The organism is Luteimonas composti, assembly GCF_042678665.1.
GTDB lineage: Bacteria > Pseudomonadota > Gammaproteobacteria > Xanthomonadales > Xanthomonadaceae > Luteimonas > Luteimonas composti.
The window spans coordinates 345,435-367,159 of sequence record NZ_JBHTKU010000001.1; the positions used below are offsets into that span (position 1 = coordinate 345,435).

Here is a 21,725-nt window from a genome sequence, read left to right on the forward strand (position 1 = left end):
CTCCCGCTCGACAGACTGCAGGCATGAAAAAGCCCGCTCGAGGCGGGCTTTTTCACCGGACTGCGGGCGACCGGCTCAGTGCGCGCCGTGCAGGTCCCGCAGTTCCGACGGACGCGACGCGAAGTAGGCCGCCAGGTCGGCGATCTGCTGGTCGGTCAGGTTGGCCGCCTGCTGCGACATCAGCGCATGCTCGCGGCGACCATCGCGGTACTGGACCAGCGCGTGCTCGATGTAGTCGTAATACTGGCCGCCAAGCTTGGGATAGGTCTCGTCCAGCGGCTGGTTGCCGTCGGCGCCGTGGCAGTCGATGCACGACTGGCCGGTGGCCTGGCCCTTGACGTTGGCCTGCGCCTCGCCCTCGGCGATGCGGCCTTCCGGCAGGCCCGCCGAAGAGGACATCTGGCTGCCTTCGCCGGTATCGTCGCCGCCGGCGCAGGCGGCCAGGGCGAGGGCGAACAGGACGGGCAGGGTGATGCGGCCGGCACGGCCGGCGAAACGCGCGAGACTCATGGCTTCAGCTCCGACAGGAAAGCGGCGATGTCGGCGATGTCCTGGTCCGAGAAGCTCTGCGCCTGCGCCTGCATGGTCGGATGCTTGCGGGTGCCCTTCCGGTATTCGGTCAGCGCATTGCCGAGGTAGGCCGCCGACTGCCCGCCGATCTTGGGCACGTGGTAGGTCGGATACACGTTGCGGTATCCGACGATGCCGTGGCAGCCCAGGCAGGTGTAGGTCAGCTGCCGGCCGCTGTCGGCATTGCCGGCGAGGGCCGCCGGGGTGGCGGCCGGGGCCGGCTGGGCCGGGGCGGCGGACGCCTCGCCGGTGGCCGCATCGGCATCGGCCGGGCTGGCCTGTCCGGCGGGCGGGGTGGCGTCCTGCGCCGGGGTGCTGTGCGGCAGCGAGGCCAGCACGAGCACGGCGGCGAGGCTGGCGGCGATCGTCGACGGTCGCGTCATGGAGTGGTTCCGCAATCCTGTGGCTGTTGGCTTGGTGGATCGGATGGCGACGGCGTGCCGTCGCGCAATCGCCGCAGTATAGCTTGCGCTCCACGGGCTGTTAACGCGCGCGCTTCCGGCGGCGGCTTGCGTCCGGCTTCCCGACCACGTCGCGCCGCGCGTCGCGCGCAACCGGCGTGGTCACTTCCGCATCCCGGAAACGTCTACTCCACAACGCCGCCGGGAGTCACCATGACCTTCGGCGGATGCCGCCCGTCCGACGGGTGATATACCTTGCTACAACACCAAAGGGGTCCAGTCCGTCCATGTCCACGAACCATGCGTTTCCGGGGCTTCGCCCCCTGCTGGCGACCGCTGCGCTGTCGGCCTGCCTGATCCTCGCCGGATGCAAGGGGGGCGGCGACGCGCAGGCCAAGCCGGCCGAGGACAAGGGCCCCGAAGCCATCCCGGTGGAGGTCGAAAAGGTCGCCCGCCGCGCCATCGCGGCCAGCTACGGCAACACCGCGACCCTCGAGCCGCGCGCTGAATCGCAGGTGGTCGCCAAGACCTCCGGCGTGGCGCTGCAGGTGCTGGCGGAGGAGGGCCAGGTGGTGCGCGCCGGCCAGGTGCTGGTGCGGCTCGACCCGGACCGCGCGCGCCTGCAGGCGGCGCAGAGCGCCGCGCAGCTGCGCAAGCTGGAAGCCAACTTCAAGCGCGCCCAGCAGCTCGAGGCCCAGCAGATGGTCAGCGCCAACGACCTCGACCAGCTGCGCTACGACCTCGAGAACGCCCGTGCGGTGAATCGCCTGGCCAACCTGGAACTGTCCTACACCGACGTGGTCGCGCCGATCTCCGGCGTGATCGCCTCGCGCGACATCAAGGCGGGCAACTTCGTGCAGATCAACTCGCCGATCTTCCGCATCGTCGATACCGCGCGCCTGGAAGCCACGCTCAACGTGCCGGAGCGCGAGATCACCAAGCTGCGCGCCGGGCAGGCGGTGGAACTGACCGTCGACGCGCTGCCGGGCCGCAGGTTCGCCGGCGAGGTCGACCGTGTTTCGCCGGTGGTCGATACCGGCAGCGGCACCTTCCGCGTCGTGGCCAGCTTCGCCGGCGACGGCGACCTGCAGGCGGGCATGTTCAGCCGCGTCGCGATCCGCTACGACCAGCGCGAGGACGCGCTGGTGCTGCCGCGCCGCGCCCTGCTTGAGGACGGTGGCGAGCCGGCCGTATTCGCCGTGCGCGACGGCAAGGCCGCGCGCGTGCCGCTGGAGCTGGGCTATTCCGACGGCGGCTGGGTGGAAGTGCGCAAGGGCCTGGCCGAGGGCGACGCGGTCGTGGTCGCCGGCAAGGCCGCGCTGCGCGAGGGCACGGTGGTGCAGGTGCTGGGCGACGCCGCCGAGGCCACGGCCAAGGCCGGCGGCACCGACGGCGCGGCCAAGCGGGCGGCCGACTGATGGCTTCCCACCACGCGCCGCCGGGCGCAGGCGGCTTCGACGTCGTCGAGTTCTCGACCCGGCGCCGGGTCACCGTCGCGATGATGACGCTGACCTTGGTGCTGTTCGGCCTGATCTCGCTGGGCAGCCTGAAGGTCGAACTGCTGCCGGACCTGAGCTATCCCACGCTCACCGTGCGCACCGACTACGAGGGCGCCGCACCGACGGAGATCGAGACCCTGATCTCGCAGCCGGCCGAGGAAGCGCTGGGCGTGGTCAAGGGCCTGCGCAAGCTCAAGTCGATCTCGCGGACCGGGCAGAGCGACGTCGTGCTCGAGTTCGCCTGGGGCACGGACATGGAGCAGGCCGGCCTGGACGTGCGCGACAAGATGGAGACGCTGCAGCTGCCGCTGGAGGCCAAGCCGCCGGTGCTGCTGCGCTTCAATCCTTCCACCCAGCCGATCATGCGCCTGGCCCTGTCCTCCCGGCAGGAAGGCGACGATGCCGAAGCCGTGCGCCGGCTGATGGAGCTGCGCCGCTATGCCGACGACGACCTCAAGCGCAAGCTCGAGCCGGTGCCGGGCGTGGCCGCGGTCAAGGTCGGCGGCGGTCTCGAGGACGAGGTCCAGGTCGAGATCGACCAGCGCCGCCTGGCGCAGCTCGGCATCTCCCTGGACACCGTCATCCAGCGCCTGCAGCAGGAGAACGTGAACCTGTCGGGCGGCCGCCTGGAGGAGGGTTCGCAGCGCTACCTGGTGCGCACCGTCAACCAGTTCTCCACCGTCGAACAGATGGGCGAGATGTTGCTCAATCCCGCGGGCGGTGGAACGTCCAGCGGTGGCGCGGGCGAGAACCGGCAGCTGATGACCGCCATCCTCGGCAGCCGCGACCCCAACGTGATCGCCGCGCTGCGCAGCGACGGCGGTGGCGGCGGCGCTGCGCCGGTGCGGCTCAAGGACGTTGCCGTGGTGCGCCAGGGCTACAGCGAGCGCGAGGCCGTGATCCGTGCCGGCGGCAACGAGGCGGTGGAACTGGCCGTCTACAAGGAAGGCGACGCCAACACCGTGTCCACCGCCGATGCGCTGGAGGCGCGCCTGGAGCAGGTGCGCAAGGAGCTGCCGGCCGACATCGCGCTGGAGGTGGTCGAGGACCAGTCGGTATTCATCCGCCATGCCATCAGCGACCTCAAGTTCGACGCGGTGCTGGGCGGCCTGCTGGCGGTGCTGATCATCTTCCTGTTCCTGCGCGACGGCTGGAGCACCTTCGTCATTTCGCTGTCGCTGCCGATCTCGATCATCACCACGTTCTTCTTCATGGGCCAGCTGGGCCTGAGCCTCAACCTGATGTCGCTGGGTGGCCTCGCGCTGGCGACCGGCCTGGTGGTGGACGATTCGATCGTGGTGCTCGAGTCGGTGGCCAAGGCGCGCGAGCGCGGCATGGGCGTCCTCGAGGCGGCCATCCTCGGCACCCGCGAGGTGTTCATGGCGGTGGTGGCGTCGACCCTGACCACGATCGCGGTGTTCCTGCCGCTGGTGTTCGTGGAAGGCATCGCCGGCCAGCTGTTCCGCGACCAGGCGCTGACGGTGTCGATCGCGATCGCGGTCTCGCTGCTGGTATCGATGACCCTGATCCCGATGCTGAGTTCGCTCAAGGGCCGCGCCCCGCTCGCGTTCCCCGAGGAAGCGCCGCATCCGCAGTGGCGTCCCCAGAGCCGCTGGAAGAGGCCGGCGGCGGCCACCGGCCGCGGGTTCGGCGCCCTTGTGCGCGGCCTGGCCTTCGGCGCGGTGTGGCTGGCGGTGAGGGTATGGCGCCTGCTGGTCGCCGTGGTCTCGCCGGTGATGGGCAAGGCCAGCGACATTGCGATGGCGCCCTACAACCGCGCAGAGGCAGCGTACCTGCGGCTGCTGCCGCGTGCGCTGGCGCGTCCCTTCCCGGTGCTGGCCGGCGCGGTGCTCGCCTTCGCCCTGACCATGGCGGTGCTGCCGTTCATGGGCATGGACCTGATCCCGCAGCTGGCGCAGGACCGCTTCGAGATGACCGCCAAGCTGCCGCCCGGCACGCCGCTGGCGCAGACCGACGCGCTGATCCGCGAGGTGCAGCGCAGGCATGAGGGCGAGCAGGGTGTGCGCCTGCTGTACGGCGTGTCGGGCACGGGCACGCGCCTGGATGCCAGTCCGACCGAGAGCGGCGAGAACATCGGCAAGCTGTCGGTGGTCATGGACGATACTTCGCGCGAGCAGGCGCTGGTCGACAGCCTGCGCGGCACGATGGCCGGCTATCCCGCCGCCCAGGTGGACTTCGCGCGGCCCGAGCTGTTCGCGCTCTCGCCGCCGCTGGAGATCGAGATCGAGGGCAGCGACCTGGAGTCGATCCGCGTCGCCGGCGTGCGCCTGGCCGGCATGCTCCGCGACAACCCGCATTACGCCGACGTCAAGTCGACGGTGGAGCAGGGCTTCCCGGAGATCCAGATCGTGTTCGACCACGATCGCGCCGCCGCGCTGGGCCTGACCTCGCGCCAGATCGCCGACGCGGTGGTCAACAAGGTGCGCGGCAACGTCGCCACCCGCTACAGCTTCCGCGACCGCAAGATCGACGTGCTGGTGCGGGTGGCCGAGTCGGAGCGTTCGTCGGTGGACGACATCCGCCGGCTGATCGTCAACCCCGGCGCGGGCGCGCCGGTGGAACTGGGCTCGGTCGCCGAAGTGGTCTCCACCACCGGCCCCAGCGAGATCCACCGCGCCGACCAGCGCCGCGTCGCCCTGGTCTCGGCCAACCTGCGCGATATCGACCTGGGCACGGCGATCACGGAGGTGCAGCAGATGGTGGCGGCCAATCCACTCGGCGCCGAGGTCGAGATGCGGATCGGCGGCCAGGGCCAGGAACTGGGCGAATCGGTGCGTTCGCTGCTGTTCGCGTTCGCGCTCGCGATCTTCCTGGTCTACCTGGTGATGGCGTCGCAGTTCGAATCGCTGCTGCATCCGTTCGTGATCCTGTTCACCATCCCGCTGGCGATGGTCGGCGCGATCGGGGCCCTGCTCCTGACCGGCTCGCCGATCTCGGTGGTGGTGTTCATCGGCCTGATCCTGCTGGTGGGCCTGGTGGTCAAGAACGCGATCATCCTGATCGACAAGGTCAACCAGCTGCGCGAGGCCGGGATGGCCAAGCGCGAGGCGCTGGTGGAGGGCGCCCGCTCGCGCCTGCGCCCGATCATGATGACCATGCTCACCGCGGTGTTCGGCTTCATGCCGCTGGCGCTGGCCTTCGGGGAAGGCGCCGAGGTGCGCTCGCCGATGGCGGTGACCGTGATCGGCGGCCTGCTGGTCTCGACCCTGCTCACGCTGGTGGTGATCCCGGTGGTGTACGACCTGCTGGACCGCAAGCCGGACGAGTACTACGCCGAGCGCGGGCGTCGCGTCCAGGCCACGGCCAGCGAGGTCGCGCAGGTACTGGCGCACGAGCAGGACGCGCTGGATGGCCCGGGCGTGCGGAGCTGACCGATGAACATCACCGAGCTCTCGATCCGCCGTCCGGTCACCACCATCATGCTGTTCGTGTCGATGGTGGCGATCGGCCTGATCGCGTCGTTCCGGCTGCCGCTGGAGGCCGAGCCCGAGGCGACGATCCCGTTCTTCTTCGTCGCGTTGCCCTATCCGGGCTCCACGCCGGAGGAGGTCGAACGCAACCTGCTGCGCCCGGTCGAGGAAGCGCTGGCGACGATGTCCGGCATCAAGTCGATGAACTCGCGCGCCAATTCCGAGGGCGGGCAGATCCAGGTCGAGTTCAGCGACTGGAACCGCGACATCGCCATCGCCGCGTCCGAGGCGCGCGAACGCATCGACGCGGTGCGCGACCAGCTGCCGGACGATTTCCGCCGCTACTACGTCCAGCGCTGGACCACGTCCGACCGCGAGGCGATGAGCCTGCGCCTGACCAGCGACGACGACCTGACCGCGCGCGCGGACCTGATCGAGCGCAGCGTCAAGCAGCGGCTCGAGCGCCTGCCGGGCGTGGCGCGCGTCGAGGTCGAGGGGGTGGCGCGCCAGGAGGTGCTGGTCGCGCTCGACAAGGACCGGCTCAGCGCCCACGGCGTCGCGCTCAACGAACTGGTGCAGCGCCTGCAGGCGGCCAACTTCTCGGTGTCGGCCGGGCAGATCACCGAGGCCGGACAGCGCCTGCGCGTGCAGCCTCGCGGCGAACTGCAGGAACTGCAGGCCCTGCGCGACCTGCCCGTGGATAAGCGCGGCACGCGCCTGTCCGACGTGGCCGACGTCAACCTGCAGCCGCAGCGCATGAACTACGTGCGCCAGCTGGAGGGCAAGCCCAGCGTGGCGGTGGACGTCTACAAGGAACGGGCCGCCAACCTCGTCGATCTGTCGCGTGCCGTGCGCGCGGAGGTGGAAGTGCTGGCCGAGGACCCGGCGATGCGCGGGGTCGGCATCGAAGTCGTCGACGACCAGGGCGAGGCCGTGACTTCCTCGCTGCTGGCCCTGGCGGAGGCGGGCGCCATCGGCCTGGCGCTGTCGGTGATCGTGCTGTACGCGTTCCTGCGCCACTGGCCGTCCACGCTGATGGTCACCACCGCCATCCCGATCTGCTTCGTGATGACGCTGGGCTTCATGTACTTCGCCGGCATCACCCTCAACATCCTGTCGATGATGGGCCTGCTGCTGGCGGTCGGCATGCTGGTCGACAACGCCGTGGTGGTGGTGGAGAGCATCTACCAGGAGCGGGAGAAGTATCCCGACCAGCCGACGCTGTCCTCGATCATCGGCACGCGCCACGTGGCCATCGCGCTGTCCGCCGGCACGCTGTGCCATTGCGTGGTGTTCCTGCCGATGCTGTTCGGCGAGAACAACATCATCACCATCTACCTCTCGCAGCTGGCGGTCACGATCTCGGTCTCGCTGCTGGCCTCGTGGCTGGTGGCGGTGAGCCTGATCCCGATGCTGTCGGCGCGGATGAAGACCCCGCCGGCACTGCAGTCGCCGTTGATCAACGGCATGCAGCGCCGCTACGCGCGGCTGCTGCGCTGGACCCTGGACCACCGCGGCTGGAGCGTGGCGGGCATCCTCGCCATCTCGCTGGTCAGCGTATTGCCGATGATGAACACCAAGGGCAGCGGCGACGACGGCGACGCCAGCTCGATCAACATCTACTACCAGTGGAAGGGCGCCTACTCCAAGGAGGACATGGGGCGCGAGGTGGCGCGGGTGGAGGAGTACGTCAACGCCAACCGCGAGCGGTTCCGCATCGACAAGGTGTACAGCCGCTACAGCGAGCAGGGCTGGGCCTTCACCCGCCTGTTCCTGGACGTTAAGGACCGCGAGATCACCAAGGGCATCGAGGAACAGGTGCGCGAGGGCCTGCCGAAATCGGCGCGTGCGACCATCGGCATCGGCTGGCCCGGCGGGCTGGGCAGCCAGGGGCAGGGCGTGAGCTTCAGCCTGGTCGGCGACTCGACCCAGGTGCTGGAAGAGCTGGCCGGCGACATCGTGCCGATGCTCAACCGCAACCCGGCCCTGCGCGACGCGCGGGTGGACACCGGCGACGCCAACACGGAACTGTCCGTGCGGGTGGACCGGGAGCGCGCCGCGGCCTACGGCTTCAGCGCGGCCGAGGTGGCGCAGTTCGTCAGCATGGCGCTGCGCGGCTCGTCGCTGCGCGACTTCCACCGCGACGACCTCGAAATCCCGGTCAACGTGCGCTTCGCCGGTTCCGAGAACTACGGCATCGAGGACCTGGCGAGCTTCATGGTCCGCGCCCCCGGCGGTACCGAGGTGCCCCTGCTGGCGATGGTGGACGTGGCGGTGAATCCGGCCTCGACCTCGATCCAGCGCATGAACCGCCAGACCATGCTGAAGATCGAGGCGGGCGTGGCCAAGGACGTCTCGGTCGAGGATGCCCGCAAGGCGATCGAGACCGCGCTCGATGGCGTTCCGTTCCCGCCCGGCTACGGCTACACCTTCACCGGGATGGGCTTCAACATCAATTTCGACGGCATGCAGCAGATGGTGCAGGCGATCATGATCGCGCTGGTGCTGATGCTGGTGATCATGGCCGCGGTGTTCGAGTCCCTGCTGTTCCCGACCGCGATCATGTCCTGCGTGCTGTTCTCGATCTTCGGGGTGTACTGGCTGTTCTGGATCACCGGCACCGAGATGGGAATCATGGCGGTGATCGGCATCCTGGTGCTGATGGGCGTGGTGGTGAACAACGGCATCGTGATGATCGAGCACATCAACAACCTGCGCCGGCGCGGCATGGCCCGCACCGATGCGCTGGTGGAGGGCAGCCGCGAGCGCCTGCGTCCGATCATGATGACGATGGGCACGGCGATCCTGGCGATGATTCCCATCGCGCTCAACACCGATACCCCGCAGGGCATGCCGCCCTACCACCCGATGGCGCGGGCGATCGCCGGCGGGCTGGCGTTCTCGACCGTGGTCAGCCTGCTGTTCCTGCCGACGATCTACGCGCTGCTCGACGACCTGCGCACCGGCACCGCCCGCCTGGTGCGCCGTGCGCGCGGTGGGCGCGCGGCCGAGGCCGGAGGGGCCCCGGCCGCGCTGGCGCAGGAAGGCTGAGGCGTCGCGCGGCGGCCGCCGCCGCGCCCGGGATCGATCCCCGCTGGCGGCGCACCGTCGCCGGCGCAGTTGGTGGACTGCGGAACGCGTCGCACGCCCGCGTTCGCGCATCCGCGCGGGCGCGACACCCTGTCCGGAGCGAATGCATGCAGGCCGCACTGACCGAAATCTCCATCCACGTGGCGGTCGTGGCCGCGCTGGCCTGCCTCGTCGCGCTGTTGCCGGGCGTGCGGCTGCGCCCGGGCTGGCTGCTCGCAGCGTTGCTGCTGATGCTGTTGCGCGATGCGCTGGTCCTGCGCGGCTACGGGCTGGTCCCCAACCTGGTGCCCGGCGGCTGGGCCTGGACGGGCAAACTGATGGCGACGGCAGGCCTGCTGCTGGTGGCCGCGCTGCCCGGGCTCGGCCTGCGCCGCTGCGGGGTGACGCTCGCGCAGTCGCGAGGCGCGCGCGGGGCCTGGTGGGTGTTCGGGGCACTCGCGGCCGGCATCTTCGTACTGGCCTGGTGGTTCGGCGACGGTGCGGACGACCTGGGCACGATCGCGTTCCAGTGGACGATGCCCGGCATCGAGGAAGAGCTGTTCTACCGTGGCCTGCTGCTGCTCGCGCTCAACGAAGCGCTCGACGGCGCGCGCCGCGAGCGCTTCGCCGGGATCGGCTGGGGCGGTGCGCTGTCGAGTGTGGCCTTCGGCCTCGGCCACGCGCTGTTCTGGCGCGAGGGCGGGCCGTCGTTCGATGCGGTGGCGATGGCGCTGACCGGCGGCCCGGCGCTGCTGCTGGCCTGGTTCCGCGCACGCACCGGCAGCCTGCTGCTGCCGGTGCTGGCGCACAACGTCGCCAACGGCGCGTTCACCCTGTTCTGATCAGCCGAACAGGCGCGCCAGCATCCGCGCGCCGCCCGTCCACACGCCGATGGCGGTGCCCAGCGAAGTCAGGAAGAAGTTGACCAGGACGCGCGCCACGCGGTTGCGCCACCAGCCGCGCACGGTGTTGACGTCCTCGCGCAGCGCCATGAAGTCGCCGTAGGTGGGTTTGCGCACCCAGGCCTCGATCAGCGCGCTGACGGTGCCCGAGGCCAGCGCCGGGTGCAGGGGCGTGAATGGCGAAGACACGAAGGCGCCGAGGATGCTGAGCGGGTGCCCGCCCGCGGCAAGGCAGCCCAGCGCGCCCAGGCCGCCGGTCCACAGCACCCAGTACAGCAGCAGGTCGGCGCCGACGTCGAAGCCGCCCATCGCGAAGCCCCAGGCGAAGCCGCCCAGCAGGAAGGCGCCGATCAGCAGCTCCATCACCGGCAGCTTCGACTTCGGCTTCACGGTTTCCAGCGCCGCCGTCACCTCGTCGGGCGCGGCCGCATCCTCGCGCAGATGGCGCGCCAGGCCATCGAGGTGGCCGGCGCCGACCACCGCCAGCACCTCGCGCGCATCGCCTGCGGTCGCGCGCAGGCGCGCCGCCATGTAGCGGTCGCGCTCGGCGATCAGGGCGTCATACAGCTCTGGCGTCTGCTCGGCGAACTCGCTGAAGCTGGCCTGCAGCAGGTCGCCCTGCTTGAGCTTCTCGATGTCGTGCTCGGCGACCTCGTCGTCCACGATCAGCCCGGCAATCACGCCGCCGCCCAGCTTGGCGCGCTGCCACCAGCCCAGGCGCTGCAGCGCGCGGCGGAAGGTCAGGCCGACGTCGCGGTCGATCAGGTGCGTCGGCAGGCCGGCCGCCTGCGCGTCGTCGACGGCGGCCTTGAGCTCGGCCCCCGGTTCGATGCCCAGCTGTTCGGCGAGGCGGCGCTGGTAGCTGGCCAGCGCGAGGTTGGCGGCGAACAGCGGGGTCTTGCCCTCGCGCAGCACCTTGACCAGGTCGAGCCGGGCCATGGCGTCGGGATCGCTGATCGCCTGCAGGCGCTGCGGGTCGAGTTCGACCGCGACCGCGTCGAATCCGCCGCCGGCGATCGCTTCGCGGACGGCGTCCACGCTGGCGCGCGAGACGTGGGCGGTGCCGAGCAGGGTGTAGCGCACCCCGTCGCGTTCGACGAGGGCATGTGGCTGCGACCGCCACTCGGCGGCCGGTTGTGCAGGTGCGTTCAAGGACAGGTCCGCAGGGCAGGGCGGGCCGTGGTCGCGACCACGCCTTGCGCTGGCGCCACGGTTCCGGGGCGACAGGGTAGAGCCTCGCGTGCGACGGGAAAAGCGACCCAGCGCGATCAACAGCGCATGGGCGCCAGCCCGCCCGATTCGAACGCCTCGTCCAGTTCGTCCCGCGCCAGCGCGGGGCAGGGGCGCGCCGCCGGGGCGGGCGCCAGGAAACCCGTGAGCCGCGCCAGCACCGCCTCGTCGCGCAGCAGCCGGCGGTGGCCGAGGCCGTGCACGGTCGTCAGCCGTGCGCCCGGCCAGGTCTCCGCCACCGCCTGCGCGTGCGCCCACGGCACTTCCCGGTCGTCGCGGTCGTGCACCAGCAGCAGCGGGGGCAGCTCGCGCAGGCGGGGCAGGCCGGGCACGTCGAAGTCCGTCCAGGGCCGCCCGAAACGGCGCTGGACGAGGTCGCTGAAAGCGGCGGTCACCGCCGCGCTGGCGCCGATCGCGCGGCCGAAGGGGCCGATCGCCATGGACGGCTGCGCGAATGGCGCGACGAACACGAGGCGTTCTGGTCCGGCCCAGCCGTCGCGCAGCGCCAGCGCGGTGGCGGCGCAGCCTCCGGAATGGGCGACCACGCCCGCGAGCGGGCCCGCGGCAGCGGCGACCACGCGCAGGGCCTGGGCGATCTCGACCATGCTCACGCGGCGGCCCAGCCGGCTGGGCCCGGAACCGCCATGGGCGGGGGCGTCGAAGGCCACCACGCGCAGTCCGCGCTCGACCAGCCGCTGTCCGATCGCGCGCATCTGGCCCGCGTTGCCGCCCCAGCCGTGGACGAGCAGGACCGCGGGTCCATGGCCCCAGGACCAGGCGCGCAGCGGCAGCCCGTGCAGCCGGACATCGAGCCGCCGCCCTCGCGCCAGCCAGCGACGCCCGTCCGGTCCGGGCCGCGTCCTGGGCGGCGTGAACCAGATCCGGTCGAACAGCGCGACCGCGCGCCTGGGCGCCACCCGCGACAGCGCCGCCATGCCGGCCCGCAGCAGCCGGTAGCGCCAGTCGCGGGCCAGCCAGGCGGCTTCGGCATCCGCCGTCGCCGCCGCCGACCGGTCGCCAGACCGGTCAAGAGAGGCGTCTTCCAGCATCGAGACCTCATTTTCAGAACGAACGATCGTGCTATTTCTGGCGTGCAATGAGTCCATGTCGTGACCTCGTGGGGAGGGATCAGGAGGCGGGAGCGGCCCGGTAGCCGCGGATCAGTCGCTCGAAGGCACGCGTGCCGCGTGCCGCGGCTTCTTCGTAGCCGGTCAGTCCGGCATCGTGGTGGATGGCGAGTGCCAGGGCGTACATCTCGAAAGCGAACTGCGCCGGCTCGGTCTCCGGGTCGAGCTCGCCGCTGTCGACCGCCAGCCGCACCGCCTGGGCCAGCTGCTCGCGCCACGCCGACTCCAGCCGCAGCAGGCGGTCACGGATCGCGCCGGGGCGGTCGTCGTACTCGGTGGCGGCGGCAAGGAACAGGCAGCCGCCGTCCTGTTCGTGGCGTACCCACTGCGCCCAGCGGGCGAAGATCGCGCGCAGGCGCGGCAGTCCGCGTGGCTCGCGCAGCGATGGCACCAGCACCGACTGGATGAACAGCTCGCCCCCCAGGTCGAGGGTCGCCAGCTGCAGTTCCTCGCGCGAACCGAAGTGGGCGAACACGCCACTCTTGGACATGCCCACCTGATCCGCGACCGATCCGATGGTCAGCCCCTCCAGCCCGTGGACGCAGGCCAGCGCATAGGAGCGAGCGAGGATGGCCTCGCGCGTACTTGCTCCCTTGCTGGCATTGGCTGTGCGCATGCGAGCATAAAAGCACGACCGTTCGTTCAGCTCAAGTGCCGTCCACCGGCTCGGTGCCGCTACCGTCGCCCAGCGGGCGCTGCAGGAATACCGTGTCCAGCCAGCGTCCGTGCTTCCAGGCGATTCCGGGCAGCACCGCCATCCGGCGGAAGCCGAAGCGCTCATGCAGCCGGATCGAAGCGGCGTTGGCCGGGTCGCCGACCACCGCCATCATCTGCCGCATGCCGCGGCGTTCGCTGGCCTCGAGCAGGGCCCGGAGCAGGGCCGCGCCGATTCCCCGGCCCCGAGCGTCCGCGGCCACGTACACCGAATCCTCGACCGTGAACCGGTAGCCGGCGCGGCCGCGGAAGGCGGAGGTGTACGCGTAACCCAGCACCCGCCCGTCCTGCTCGGCCACCAGGTACGGGTGGCCGGCGCTGCGCAGCTCGCGCATCCGGCGCACCATCTCCGCCTCGTCCGGGGGCTCGTACTCGCAGGTGTTGACGTGGCCGCGAACCTCGGCCGCATAGATCGCGGTGATCGCCTGGATGTCGCCGTCGCGGGCGGCGCGTACCTGCAAGGCCCGCGCCCCCTGCAGCGTCAGTCGCGATAGCGCTTGAGCAGGTCGCCGTAGGCGTCGATCCGGCGGTCGCGCAGGAACGGCCAGATCCTGCGGACATGTTCGCTGCGCTGCAGGTCGACTTCGGCTATCAGGACGGTGGCCTCGGTGCCCGCCTCGGCCAGGAATTCGCCCTGCGGCCCCAGCACGTGGCTGTTGCCCCAGAATTCGATGCCACCGGCACCCACGGGACCCTCGGCCGCGAGGGGCGAGGGTTCATGGCCCACGCGGTTGCACGACAGCACCGGCAGCCCGTTCGCCACCGCGTGGCCGCGATGGCTGAGCACCCAGGCGTCGCGCTGGCGGGTCTTCTCGGCCTGCGCGTCGGATGGATCCCAGCCGATCGCGGTCGGGTAAAGCAGCAGTTCGGCGCCGGCCAGCGCCATCAGGCGCGCCGCTTCGGGGTACCACTGGTCCCAGCACACCAGCACGCCGAGGCGGCCGACCGAGGTGTCGATGGGCTCGAAGCCAAGGTCGCCGGGGGTGAAGTAGAACTTCTCGTAGAAGCCGGGATCGTCCGGGATGTGCATCTTGCGGTACTTGCCCGCGATGCTGCCGTCCTGCTCGAACACCACGGCAGTGTTGTGGTACAGCCCGGCGGCACGGCGCTCGAACAGGGACGACACCAGCACGATTCCGTGCTCGCGGGCCAGGGCGCCAAGGCGGTCGGTGCTGGGGCCGGGGATCGGTTCGGCCAGGTCGAACTCGTCCACCGACTCGTGCTGGCAGAAGTAGCAGCCGTTGTGCAGTTCCTGCAGCAGGACGAGCCTGGCGCCGGAGCGCGCGGCCTCGGCCACGCGCTGTTCGATCACGGACAGGTTGGCGTTGGCGTCGCCATGGTTGCGTTCCTGGACCAGGGCAACGGGAAGGGTGCGCTTGTTCATCCGCGCATTGTAGGCGCTGCACCGTGTCCACCGCGGGAACGGCGGCGCACCCGCCACGGGGGCGTCGTCAGGCGACCAGCCCCGCGGGCAGTTGCATGGTCACGCAGTGCAGGCTGCCGTTCTGCCAGATCAGCGGGCGGCAGGGCACCTGCACGATTTCGCGGCCGGGGAAGGCCTGCTGCAGCACGGCGGCCGCCGCCGGATCGGCCGGATCGCCATAGGCGGGCATCAGCACGGCGCCGTTGACGATGAGGAAGTTGGCGTAGGAGGCGGCCAGCCGGCGCCCATCGTCCAGCACCGGCGCCGGCCACGGCAGCGCGAACAGCCGGTAGGGCTGGCCCTGCGCGGTGCGCAGCGCAGCCAGTTCGGCGGCCATGGCCTGCAGGCCCTCGTAATGGCTGTCGGACGGGTCGTTGCAGGCCTGGTAGACAATGGCGTCGGGCGCGGCGAAGCGGGCGAGGGTGTCGACATGGGCGTCGGTGTCGTCGCCCTCCAGCGCGCCGTGCTCCAGCCACAGCACCCGCTCCTGGGCCAGCCAGCCGGCGAGCTGCGCTGCCAGTTCATCGCGGCTGGCGCCGGGATGGCGCTCGCCCAGACAGGTCCAGGTGGTCAGCAGGGTGCCCGCGCCGTCGGTCTCGATGGCGCCGCCTTCCAAGGCAAAATCAATGGACTGGCGGGAACTCTTCGAGAAGATTCCCATTTCGTGCAAGCGCTCGACCAGCCGGTCGTCCTGACTGGCGTCGAACTTGCCGCCCCAGCCGGTGAAGCGGAAGTCGAGCAGGCGGAAGCCGTCGCCCTCGCGCAGCGAGATGGGTCCGGAGTCGCGCAGCCAGGTGTCGTCGTAAGGCACTTCGACAAAGCGCACCCGCTCCATGTCCACCCGCGCGGACGACAGCCGTGCGCGGGCGTAGGCCTCCACGTCGGCATCGGCTACGCACACGATCGCGGGCTGGAAGCGGGTGATGGCCGCGACCAGCGCGATGTAGGTCTCCTCGACTTCGCCGAGCCGGTCCGCCCAGTCGGTGTCGGCGTTGGGCCACGCGAGCAGGATCGCGGACTGGGGTTCCCACTCCGCGGGGAAACGCGCTGAGGACTCGGTCATCTCGGAACGGATCGCCTGCGTGGGCTCAGCGGATCGCCGGCTTGGGTCCGGTCTCGCTGGCGGTGGCCTGGTTGAGCACGGCGTCGATCACCCGGTCGCGCTCGAAGTACACGGTGAATTCGGGATAGACCCAGCGGTGGATGGTGGGCCACTGGGCCTTCTGGCCGCCGCGAGGCTCCAGGCGCTGGGCGGGGGCGCCGAACCGCGCCTGCACCTGGGCGGCGCTCAGGCCGCGCTCGGGCAGGGCCACGTGCGCCTTCTGCTGCGCGCGTTCGACCAGGAGGGTGTCGGCGGACGCGCCGCCGGCGAAGCACAGCAGGACGGACAGGAGCAGGCAGGAGGTCGGGCGCATGGTCTGGGTTCCTCTGGCGCGGGCCGGGTGGGTGGGGCCCGGGCGTTTTAACAGATTCACGCGCGCCGCGCCGTGCGCGACGCCGCGTCGGCGGCCGGCGCACGCATGCCGCGGCCGGCGCGCGGGCACGCAAAAAGGCCGCATCGCTGCGGCCTCTTGCTGCTAGCCTGACAGACCCTGTCCGGCACGTGGCCGGCGGGTCGCGCGGATCAGCGCTGGCGCGCCTTGAAACGCGGGTTCGACTTGCAGATCACGAAGACCTTGCCACGGCGACGAACGACCTTGCAGTCGCGGTGACGGGCCTTCGCCGACTTCAGGGAGGACAGGACCTTCATGGGAGACCTCTGAAAACAGGGTTGAAAAAGTAAGCCGCGCATTATAGCGGACTTTTTCCTGCCTGCTCAAGCGCTTGGTGGCTGGGGCGGTGAGGGGGCGGTGAGGCTCGGCGGATGGGCCCCGCTGCGGGATAATCGCCGTCCCCACCCAGCAGGCCCACTCATGCCCGACATCGTCCCCGTCCTCACCATCGATGGCCCCTCCGGCTCGGGCAAGGGCACCATCAGCCGTCTGGTCGCGCATAGGCTGGGGTGGCACTACCTCGACTCGGGCGCCCTCTACCGGGCGGTGGGCGTGGCCGCGGGCTGGGCGGGCATCGACCTGGACGACGACGGCGCCCTGGTCCGCTGCACCTTCGATACGCAGGTCGATTTCACCGAGGCCGGGGACGGCGAGCTGCGGGTCATCGTCAACGGCACGGACGCGACCGACGAACTGCGCACCGAGACCGCCGGCGCCGCGGCCTCGGCCATCGCCGCCATTCCCCAGGTCCGGGCGGCCCTGCGCGATCGCCAGCGTGCCTTCCGCCAGCCCCCGGGCCTGGTGACCGACGGCCGCGACATGGGTACGGTCATCTTCCCGGACGCCCGCTACAAGGTCTTCCTGACGGCCAGCGCCGAGGAACGCGCCGAGAGGCGCCATAAACAGTTGAAGAGCAAGGGTGTTTCGGTGACAATGGACGGTCTGCTGCGCGAGATCCTCGCGCGCGACGCCCGTGACGCCGGTCGCACGGTGGCGCCGCTGAGGCCGGCCGACGACGCCGTCCACATCGACACCACTGGCCTCGGCATCGACGCGGTCGTCGAGCGCGTGCTGGCGCTGGTCGCCCCCCGGGCCGGTTCCTGACCGGGCGCGGGGCGCCGGCGACCGGGTGTCGACCGGGCAGGCACAACCCCATGCGGGAGTCCCCCCGCATGGTCCATCCATCACCACACTCACGGCCATACGCAATCCCGCGCAGGCCGACAAACGGGTGGACCGCGGCGTCCGGCAAGGACCGGCGGTCTGTGTCATCAACCGAGTAACTCAAATGACCGAATCATTCGCAGAACTGTTCGAAGCCAGCCAGTCGCACCTGGCCAAGCTCAAGCCGGGCGCCATCGTCACCGGCACCGTCGTGCAGGTGCGCACCGACGTGGTCGTCATCAACGCCGGCCTCAAGTCCGAAGGCATCGTGCCGATCGAACAGTTCCGTAACGACGCCGGCGAGATCGACGTCGCCGAGGGCGACGTCGTCAAGGTCGCGCTCGACTCGCTCGAGAACGGCTTCGGCGAGACCGTGCTGTCGCGCGAGAAGGCCAAGCGCGCCATGGTCTGGGACGAGCTGGAAGAAGCGCTCGAGAAGAACGAGACCATCGTCGGCCGCATCAGCGGCAAGGTGAAGGGCGGTTTCACCGTCGACATCAAGGACGTCCGAGCGTTCCTGCCGGGTTCGCTGGTCGACGTGCGCCCGGTCCGCGACCCGGTGTACCTCGAGGGCAAGGAACTCGAGTTCAAGCTCATCAAGCTCGACCGCAAGCGCAACAACGTGGTCGTGTCGCGCCGCGCCGTCGTCGAAAGCGAGCACTCCGAGGAGCGCGAGGCGCTGATGGAGAAGCTGGTCGAGGGCGCCGTGCTCAAGGGCGTGGTCAAGAACCTCACCGACTACGGCGCGTTCGTCGACCTGGGCGGCATCGACGGCCTGCTGCACATCACCGACATGGCCTGGAAGCGCGTGCGCCATCCGTCCGAAGTCGTTGAAGTGGGCCAGGAGCTCGACGTGCGCGTGCTCAAGTACGACCGCGAGCGCAACCGCGTCAGCCTGGGCCTCAAGCAGCTGGGCGAGGATCCGTGGGACAACATCGCCCGCCGCTACCCGTCCAACACCCGCGTGTTCGGCAAGGTCTCCAACGTCACCGACTACGGCGCGTTCGTCGAGATCGAGCCGGGCGTCGAGGGCCTGGTGCACGTGTCCGAGATGGACTGGACCAACAAGAACGTCAACCCGTCCAAGGTGGTGCAGGTCGGCGACGAGCTCGAGGTCATGGTGCTGGACGTCGACGAGGAGCGTCGCCGCATCTCGCTGGGCATCAAGCAGGTCACGTCCAACCCGTGGGAGACCTTCGCGGCCATCCACAAGAAGGGCGACAAGGTGTCGGGCCAGATCAAGTCGATCACCGACTTCGGCATCTTCATCGGCCTGGACGGCGGCATCGACGGCCTGATCCACCTCTCGGACATCAGCTGGAACTCCACCGGCGAGGAAGTCGCGCGCAACTTCAAGAAGGGCGACACCCTTGAGGCGGTGGTGCTGGCGGTCGATCCGGAGCGCGAGCGCATCTCGCTGGGTGTCAAGCAGCTCGAGCAGGATCCGTACGGCCAGTTCCTGGCCAACCACCCGCGCGGCTCGAAGGTCACCGGCACGGTGAAGGAAGTCGACGCCAAGGGTGCGGTCATCGACCTGGGCGAGGGCGTGGAAGGCTACGTGGCCGCCCGCGACGTCGCCGACGTCCGCGTGGACGACGCCAGCCAGCACCTGAAGGTCGGCGATTCGATCGAGGCCAAGTACATCGGCCAGGATCGCAAGAGCCGCACCCTGCAGCTGTCGATCCGCGCCAAGGACGAGGCCGAAGCGGCCGAGACCCTCGCCGAGTACAACAAGGCGGCGGCCGAGGCTTCCAGCGGTACCACCAAGCTGGGCGCGCTGCTGCGCGAGCAGCTGGAGAACAAGTCCGAGTAATCGGGCTTGCGGCGTCAGCCGCGTCGCCCGGCCGCGAGGCCGGGCGGCTTGAAAGGCGGATGGTCCGGTGCGCCGGACCATCCATCCGAGTGTCCACGGATGCGTCGATAATGACCAAATCGGAACTGATCGAGATCCTCACCCAGCGCCAGGCGCACCTGAAGGCCGACGACGTCGACCTGGCGGTGAAGTCGCTGCTGGAGATGATGGCCGGTTCGCTGGCCAACGGCGAGCGGATCGAGATCCGCGGTTTCGGCAGTTTCTCGCTGCATTTCCGTCCGCCGCGCACCGGTCGCAATCCCAAGACCGGCGAAGCCGTGGCGCTGCCCGGCAAGCACGTGCCCCATTTCAAGCCGGGCAAGGAACTGCGCGAGCGCGTGACCGGCGTGGTTCCGCTGCCGCTCGAGGAGTAGGGCGCGCAGCCCCAGACCGCAGCGCATGCGACTGCTCCGGATCCTCGTCTCCATCGTATTCATCGCGCTGGGCATCGCGCTCGGCGCACTCAATCCGCAAGGCGTCGTCCTCGACCTGGGTGCGACCACCCTCCGCTCCAGCGTTGGCGTCGCCCTGCTTTCGGCCGTGCTGCTCGGCGCGGTGCTCGGAGGGCTCGTGCTGGCGCTGGGCGTGATCGCGCCGATGCGCCGCGACCTGGAACGCAGGCGCGCGCCCGGACAGGCGTCGCCTCCACCTCACGACACGGGAGTCTGAACCATGGCGTTCGTCACCGAGTGGTTCTGGTTCTTCCTGCTGCTGCCGCTGGCCGCGCTCAGTGGCTGGGTGGTCGGCCGCCGCGGCGGGGAACGCCACAGCGATACGCAAGTGAGCCGGCTGTCCACGACCTACTTCCGCGGCCTGAACTACCTGCTCAACGAGCAACCCGACAAGGCGATCGAACTGTTCCTGCACATCGCCGAGCTGGACAAGGAAACCTTCGAAACCCAGCTCGCGCTCGGCCACCTGTTCCGTCGCCGCGGCGAAGTCGACCGCGCCATCCGCCTGCACCAGGGTTTGGCCCAGCGCAACGACCTGAGCGACCCGCAGAAGGTGCAGGCGCTGCTGGCGTTGGGCGAGGACTACATGAAGTCGGGACTGCTCGACCGCGCCGAGGTGGTGTTCACCGACCTGGCCAGGATCGACCAGCGCGCACCGCAGGCGCTGCGCCACCTGATCGGCATCTACCAGGCAGAACGCGACTGGGCCAAGGCGATCGAGAACGCGACCCGCTACGAGGCCGCCACCGGCGAGCCGATGGGCAAGCTGATCGCCCACTTCGAATGCGAGCTGGCCGACCGGCTGCGCCTGGCCGGCGACGGCGAGGGCGCCCGCGCTGCCGTGGCGCGCGCCTATGCCGCCGACTCGAAGTCGGTGCGCGCCGGCATTCTCGAAGGGCGCCTGGAGACGGACGCCGGCAACGACGCGGCGGCGATCCGCGCCTACGAGCGTGCCGCCCGCCACGACACCGACTTCCTGCCAGAAGTGCTGCCGGCGCTGCTGGCCGCCTACGGCCGGGTCGGTGACGCCTCCGGCGCCCGCAAGTTCCTGGCCGAGATGAGCGAGCACTATCGCGGCATCGCCCCGGTGCTGGCGCTGGCGCGCCTGCTGGAGGAGCAGGACGGCGTGCCCGCCGCGCGGGCCTACCTGGCGCAGCAGCTCAAGGACCGCCCCTCGGTTCGCGGCGAAGCGGCACTGATCGACCTCACCCTGGCCGAGGACACCGGCTTCGCCACCACCCTGCAGGAGCTGCGGTTGATCACCGAGCAGCTGCTGGTGCGCAACCCGAGCTACCGCTGCAACCGCTGCGGCTTCGGTGCGCGCAGCCACCACTGGCAATGCCCGAGCTGCAAGGAGTGGGGCACCATCAAGCCGCTGCTGAACTACGCCGTGGTCTGACATGGGCGTGGACCTGCTGGTGCCCTGGCTGCTGGCGGGGTTGGCGCTCGGTGCCCTGGGCACCTGGCTTGCGCGCGGGTACGCCCTGCGGCGCAGGCTCATCGACCAGCCCGGCGAGCGGCGCAGCCACAGCGAGGCGACGCCGCGCGGCGGCGGGATCTCGATCGTGATGGTGCTCTTGGCGGCAATGCTGGCGCTGGCCCTGCATGCGCCGGCGCACGCCGTCGCGCTTGCCCTTGCCGCGGCCGGGCTGGTGCTGGTAGCCGGGATCGGCTGGGTCGACGACCACCGCCCGCTCTCCGCGCGGTTGCGCCTGGCCGTGCATGGCGCGGCCGCTGCGCTGCTGTGCGCTGCCCTGTGGCGGGCCGGTGGCGCGCCGCTGGACCTGGCGATCGCCTTCGCCGCCGTTCTGGTCCTCGTCAACGTCTGGAACTTCATGGACGGCATCAACGGCATCGCCACCAGCCAGGCGGCGTTGGTGGCCGTGGCCTGCGCGCTGTTCGCGTCGACGGGGCCGGCGTTCTGGCTGGGCCTGGCGCTTGCGGCCGCGGCCTGCGGCTTTCTGCCCTTCAATTTCCCGCGAGCCCGGATCTTCCTGGGCGACGTGGGGAGCGGTGCGCTCGGCTATGCGCTCGCCGGACTGGTGGCCTTCGCTTCGATCGGCGCCGATCCAGCCACGCGGCTGCTCGTGGCGATGCCGCTGTTGCCGTTCCTGCTTGACGCGTCCTTGACACTGCTTGCGCGCATCGTACGTGGCGAGCGCTGGTGGGAACCGCATACCCAGCATGCCTACCAGGCATGGGCCCGCCGGCGCGGGCATGCCCGGGTCACGCTGGCTTACGCGTTCGCTGCGACCTTGGTCGCGTCTGTTGCGTTTGCCATGCGTTCATCGACTATCGCGCTTATCATGGTGTCCTATCTGGTGATGCTTGCCTTGGGGGGAATGGCATGGAAGCTGTTGCGCAGATGATCCATGGATAAGGACCAGGACCCCCTCCG

20 protein-coding genes are annotated in these 21,725 nt (G+C 70.3%); 10 read left to right on the plus strand and 10 right to left on the minus strand.

All coding sequences use genetic code 11. The annotated features are described in order from the left end of the window. Positions 1–75 precede the first annotated feature (75 nt). Positions 76–510, minus strand: coding sequence for a c-type cytochrome (locus tag ACFQ2D_RS01595; protein ID WP_386795510.1), 435 nt, complete (start codon positions 508–510; stop codon positions 76–78). Continuing rightward, positions 507–953, minus strand: a complete 447-nt coding sequence (locus ACFQ2D_RS01600; protein ID WP_280941852.1) for a c-type cytochrome — start codon at positions 951–953, stop codon at positions 507–509. Before ACFQ2D_RS01600 ends, ACFQ2D_RS01595 begins: the two co-directional genes overlap by 4 nt. 305 nt (positions 954–1,258) lie before the next feature. On the opposite strand from ACFQ2D_RS01600, the gene ACFQ2D_RS01605 reads away from it, so the two are divergent. The 4 genes from ACFQ2D_RS01605 (at position 1,259) to ACFQ2D_RS01620 (ending at position 9,812) form a co-directional block, all read left to right on the plus strand. Continuing rightward, entirely contained in the window at positions 1,259–2,389 is a 1,131-nt protein-coding gene (locus ACFQ2D_RS01605) for an efflux RND transporter periplasmic adaptor subunit (protein WP_280941853.1), read from the plus strand. Beyond that, on the plus strand, positions 2,389–5,862 hold the full coding sequence (locus tag ACFQ2D_RS01610) for an efflux RND transporter permease subunit (protein ID WP_280941854.1): 3,474 nt from the start codon (positions 2,389–2,391) through the stop codon (positions 5,860–5,862). The genes ACFQ2D_RS01605 and ACFQ2D_RS01610 overlap by 1 nt, the downstream gene beginning before the upstream one ends. Before the next feature lie 3 nt (positions 5,863–5,865). Then, positions 5,866–8,952 carry an efflux RND transporter permease subunit gene (locus ACFQ2D_RS01615; protein WP_280941855.1) on the plus strand — a complete coding sequence of 1,029 codons (3,087 nt, stop codon included), beginning with the start codon at positions 5,866–5,868 and terminating at the stop codon, positions 8,950–8,952. A gap of 146 nt (positions 8,953–9,098) precedes the next feature. Then, positions 9,099–9,812, plus strand: a complete 714-nt coding sequence (locus ACFQ2D_RS01620; RefSeq protein WP_280941856.1) for a CPBP family intramembrane glutamic endopeptidase, BDIM_20840 family — start codon at positions 9,099–9,101, stop codon at positions 9,810–9,812. Here ACFQ2D_RS01620 and ACFQ2D_RS01625 read toward each other — a convergent pair whose 3' ends face one another. The 8 genes from ACFQ2D_RS01625 to ykgO all read right to left on the minus strand — a co-directional run bounded on the left by ACFQ2D_RS01625 (position 9,813) and on the right by ykgO (position 16,116). After that, entirely contained in the window at positions 9,813–11,030 is a 1,218-nt protein-coding gene (locus tag ACFQ2D_RS01625; RefSeq protein WP_386795543.1) for a TraB/GumN family protein, read from the minus strand. It lies immediately after the preceding gene. Positions 11,031–11,140: 110 nt separating this feature from the next. Continuing rightward, complete coding sequence (locus ACFQ2D_RS01630) at positions 11,141–12,151, minus strand: alpha/beta fold hydrolase (protein WP_280941858.1); 1,011 nt, start codon at positions 12,149–12,151, stop codon at positions 11,141–11,143. Positions 12,152–12,230: 79 nt separating this feature from the next. Further along, positions 12,231–12,845: a TetR/AcrR family transcriptional regulator gene (locus ACFQ2D_RS01635; protein ID WP_280941859.1), complete on the minus strand. Its 615-nt coding sequence runs from the start codon at positions 12,843–12,845 to the stop codon at positions 12,231–12,233. 31 nt (positions 12,846–12,876) lie between these two features. After that, a complete protein-coding gene (locus ACFQ2D_RS01640) occupies positions 12,877–13,404 on the minus strand; it encodes a GNAT family N-acetyltransferase (RefSeq protein WP_280941860.1) in 528 nt (175 codons plus the stop codon). A 20-nt stretch (positions 13,405–13,424) separates the two neighbouring features. Further along, positions 13,425–14,327, minus strand: coding sequence for a carbon-nitrogen hydrolase (locus ACFQ2D_RS01645; RefSeq protein ID WP_280941861.1), 903 nt, complete (start codon positions 14,325–14,327; stop codon positions 13,425–13,427). 67 nt (positions 14,328–14,394) lie between these two features. Beyond that, positions 14,395–15,429, minus strand: coding sequence for an agmatine deiminase family protein (locus ACFQ2D_RS01650; RefSeq protein WP_280941862.1), 1,035 nt, complete (start codon positions 15,427–15,429; stop codon positions 14,395–14,397). A 25-nt stretch (positions 15,430–15,454) separates the two neighbouring features. After that, the gene (locus ACFQ2D_RS01655; protein WP_280941863.1) at positions 15,455–15,781 is read right to left on the minus strand and encodes a hypothetical protein; all 327 of its coding nucleotides are present in this window, start codon (positions 15,779–15,781) and stop codon (positions 15,455–15,457) included. Positions 15,782–15,990: 209 nt separating this feature from the next. Beyond that, positions 15,991–16,116: a type B 50S ribosomal protein L36 gene (gene ykgO / locus ACFQ2D_RS01660; protein ID WP_010342887.1), complete on the minus strand. Its 126-nt coding sequence runs from the start codon at positions 16,114–16,116 to the stop codon at positions 15,991–15,993. A gap of 163 nt (positions 16,117–16,279) precedes the next feature. Here ykgO and cmk point away from each other — a divergent pair, with 163 nt between their 5' ends. The 6 genes from cmk (at position 16,280) to ACFQ2D_RS01690 (ending at position 21,696) form a co-directional block, all read left to right on the plus strand. Next, positions 16,280–16,963 carry a (d)CMP kinase gene (gene cmk, locus ACFQ2D_RS01665; protein ID WP_280941864.1) on the plus strand — a complete coding sequence of 228 codons (684 nt, stop codon included), beginning with the start codon at positions 16,280–16,282 and terminating at the stop codon, positions 16,961–16,963. Positions 16,964–17,147: 184 nt separating this feature from the next. Then, positions 17,148–18,836, plus strand: coding sequence for a 30S ribosomal protein S1 (gene rpsA, locus ACFQ2D_RS01670; RefSeq protein ID WP_280941865.1), 1,689 nt, complete (start codon positions 17,148–17,150; stop codon positions 18,834–18,836). Between the two features lie 110 nt (positions 18,837–18,946). Further along, a complete protein-coding gene (locus tag ACFQ2D_RS01675) occupies positions 18,947–19,249 on the plus strand; it encodes an integration host factor subunit beta (protein ID WP_280941866.1) in 303 nt (100 codons plus the stop codon). Positions 19,250–19,274: 25 nt separating this feature from the next. Then, on the plus strand, positions 19,275–19,544 hold the full coding sequence (locus tag ACFQ2D_RS01680; RefSeq protein WP_280941867.1) for a LapA family protein: 270 nt from the start codon (positions 19,275–19,277) through the stop codon (positions 19,542–19,544). 3 nt (positions 19,545–19,547) lie between these two features. Next, the gene (gene lapB, locus ACFQ2D_RS01685) at positions 19,548–20,726 is read left to right on the plus strand and encodes a lipopolysaccharide assembly protein LapB (protein ID WP_280941868.1); all 1,179 of its coding nucleotides are present in this window, start codon (positions 19,548–19,550) and stop codon (positions 20,724–20,726) included. Between the two features lie 13 nt (positions 20,727–20,739). After that, positions 20,740–21,696 carry a lipopolysaccharide biosynthesis protein gene (locus tag ACFQ2D_RS01690; RefSeq protein ID WP_386795544.1) on the plus strand — a complete coding sequence of 319 codons (957 nt, stop codon included), beginning with the start codon at positions 20,740–20,742 and terminating at the stop codon, positions 21,694–21,696. Positions 21,697–21,725 lie beyond the last annotated feature (29 nt).